2 protein-coding genes are annotated in these 1,560 nt (G+C 66.3%); both read right to left on the bottom strand.

Features of this window, described 5'->3' with window-relative positions; translation table 11 throughout:
- Window positions 1-580 (bottom strand): type II secretion system F family protein (locus ACTS11_RS03985; protein ID WP_442639049.1); only part of this gene is annotated, 580 nt, incomplete at its 3' end.
- Between the two features lie 6 nt (window positions 581-586).
- Window positions 587-1,560: CpaF family protein (locus tag ACTS11_RS03980; protein ID WP_442639048.1), on the bottom strand; the 974-nt coding region annotated here is incomplete at its 5' end.

Below are 1,560 nucleotides of genomic sequence, written 5' to 3'. Positions count from 1 at the left end.
CCTCGTCGGCGATGATGCCGAGCTCGGAGGCCAGCGGGTCCGACATCTCGCGGGCCACGGTGTGCACGGCCGAGACGAAGGGGTGGCCCACGCGGAGGCTCCGCACCATCAGCTCCACCGCGTCGGGAAGCTGCTCCTCGAGCTTGGCGATGCGCTTCTTCGCCTTCGAGGCGACCCACTGGTAGACCGCGCCCACGCCCATCACGACCGATACGAGCAACCGGATCGGGAAGGAGGCCGTGGTCAGGATCGAGAGCAGGACGAAGGTCACGACCGTGAGGCCCGCCATGACCATCATGAGCTGTTCGGGCGTGAAGGCGATGTTGGCCTTCTGCGCCTTGTCGGCGATGAGCGAGTAGAAGGGCACGCGCACGCGCCCCTTGTGCTGCGCCATCTCCTTGCGGAGCTGGGCGAGCACGTCCTCGCGGCTCGCGCCCTGTTCGAGCATCGACAGGCGGCGGTTCACGCGGGCGTTCAGGCTGATCGTCTTGCCGAAGACCATCAGGTAGATGCCCTCCACCAGGAGGAGCACGCCGATGAAGATGCCGATATAGATGAGCGGTTCGATGGAAAGCTGCATGTCGGCCTACTCCGCGGCGACGGGTTCGTAGATGGCCGCCGGCAGGTCGTAGCCCCACTGGCGGAAACGTTCGGCGTAGTGCGAGCGCACGCCGCAGGCGGTGAAGTGACCCTGGATCTTGCCGTCGGGCTTGAGACCCGTGCGCTGGAAGCGGAACACCTCCTGCATCGAGATCACCTCGCCCTCCATGCCGGTCACCTCGGTGATCGACACCATCCGGCGCGAGCCGTCCTGAAGGCGGCTCGCCTGCACGATGAGGTTCACGGCGCTGGCGATCTGGGCGCGGACGGCCTTGATCGGCATCTCGATCCCGGACATCGCCACCATGTTCTCGAGACGCGAGCAGGCGTCGCGGGCGGAGTTGGCGTGGATCGTGGTCATCGACCCGTCGTGGCCCGTGTTCATGGCCTGGAGCATGTCGATCACCTCCTCGCCGCGCGTCTCGCCGACAATGATGCGGTCGGGACGCATCCGGAGCGCGTTCCTGAGACAGTCGCGCTGGGTGACGGCGCCCTTGCCCTCCACGTTCGGCGGGCGGCTTTCCATCCGGCCGACGTGGACCTGCTGGAGCTGGAGTTCCGCGGTGTCCTCGATCGTGAGAATACGTTCCTTGTTGTCGATGAAGGACGACAGCGCGTTGAGCGTCGTGGTCTTGCCCGAGCCCGTACCGCCCGAGACGATCACGTTCAGGCGCGTGGCGACCGCGGCCTGGAGGTAGGCCGCCATCTCCTCGGAGAAGGCGCCGAACTTCACCAGGTCGTCGACGCCCAGCTTCTCCTTCTTGAACTTGCGGATCGAGACGAGCGAGCCGTCGACCGCGACCGGCGGCACCATCGCGTTGAAGCGCGAGCCGTCCTTGAGGCGGGCGTCGACGTAGGGGTTCGATTCGTCCACGCGCCGGCCCACGGCGGACACGATCTTGTCGATGATCCTGAGGAGGTGTCGCTCGTCCTTGAAGCGGATGTCGGTCAGCTCCAGCC

This window comes from Roseicyclus sp. (assembly GCF_052168335.1).
Taxonomy (GTDB): Bacteria; Pseudomonadota; Alphaproteobacteria; order Rhodobacterales; family Rhodobacteraceae; genus Roseibacterium.
The sequence above is the reverse complement of the archived record's forward strand: the minus strand, read 5'-3'. Positions and strand labels throughout refer to the sequence as shown.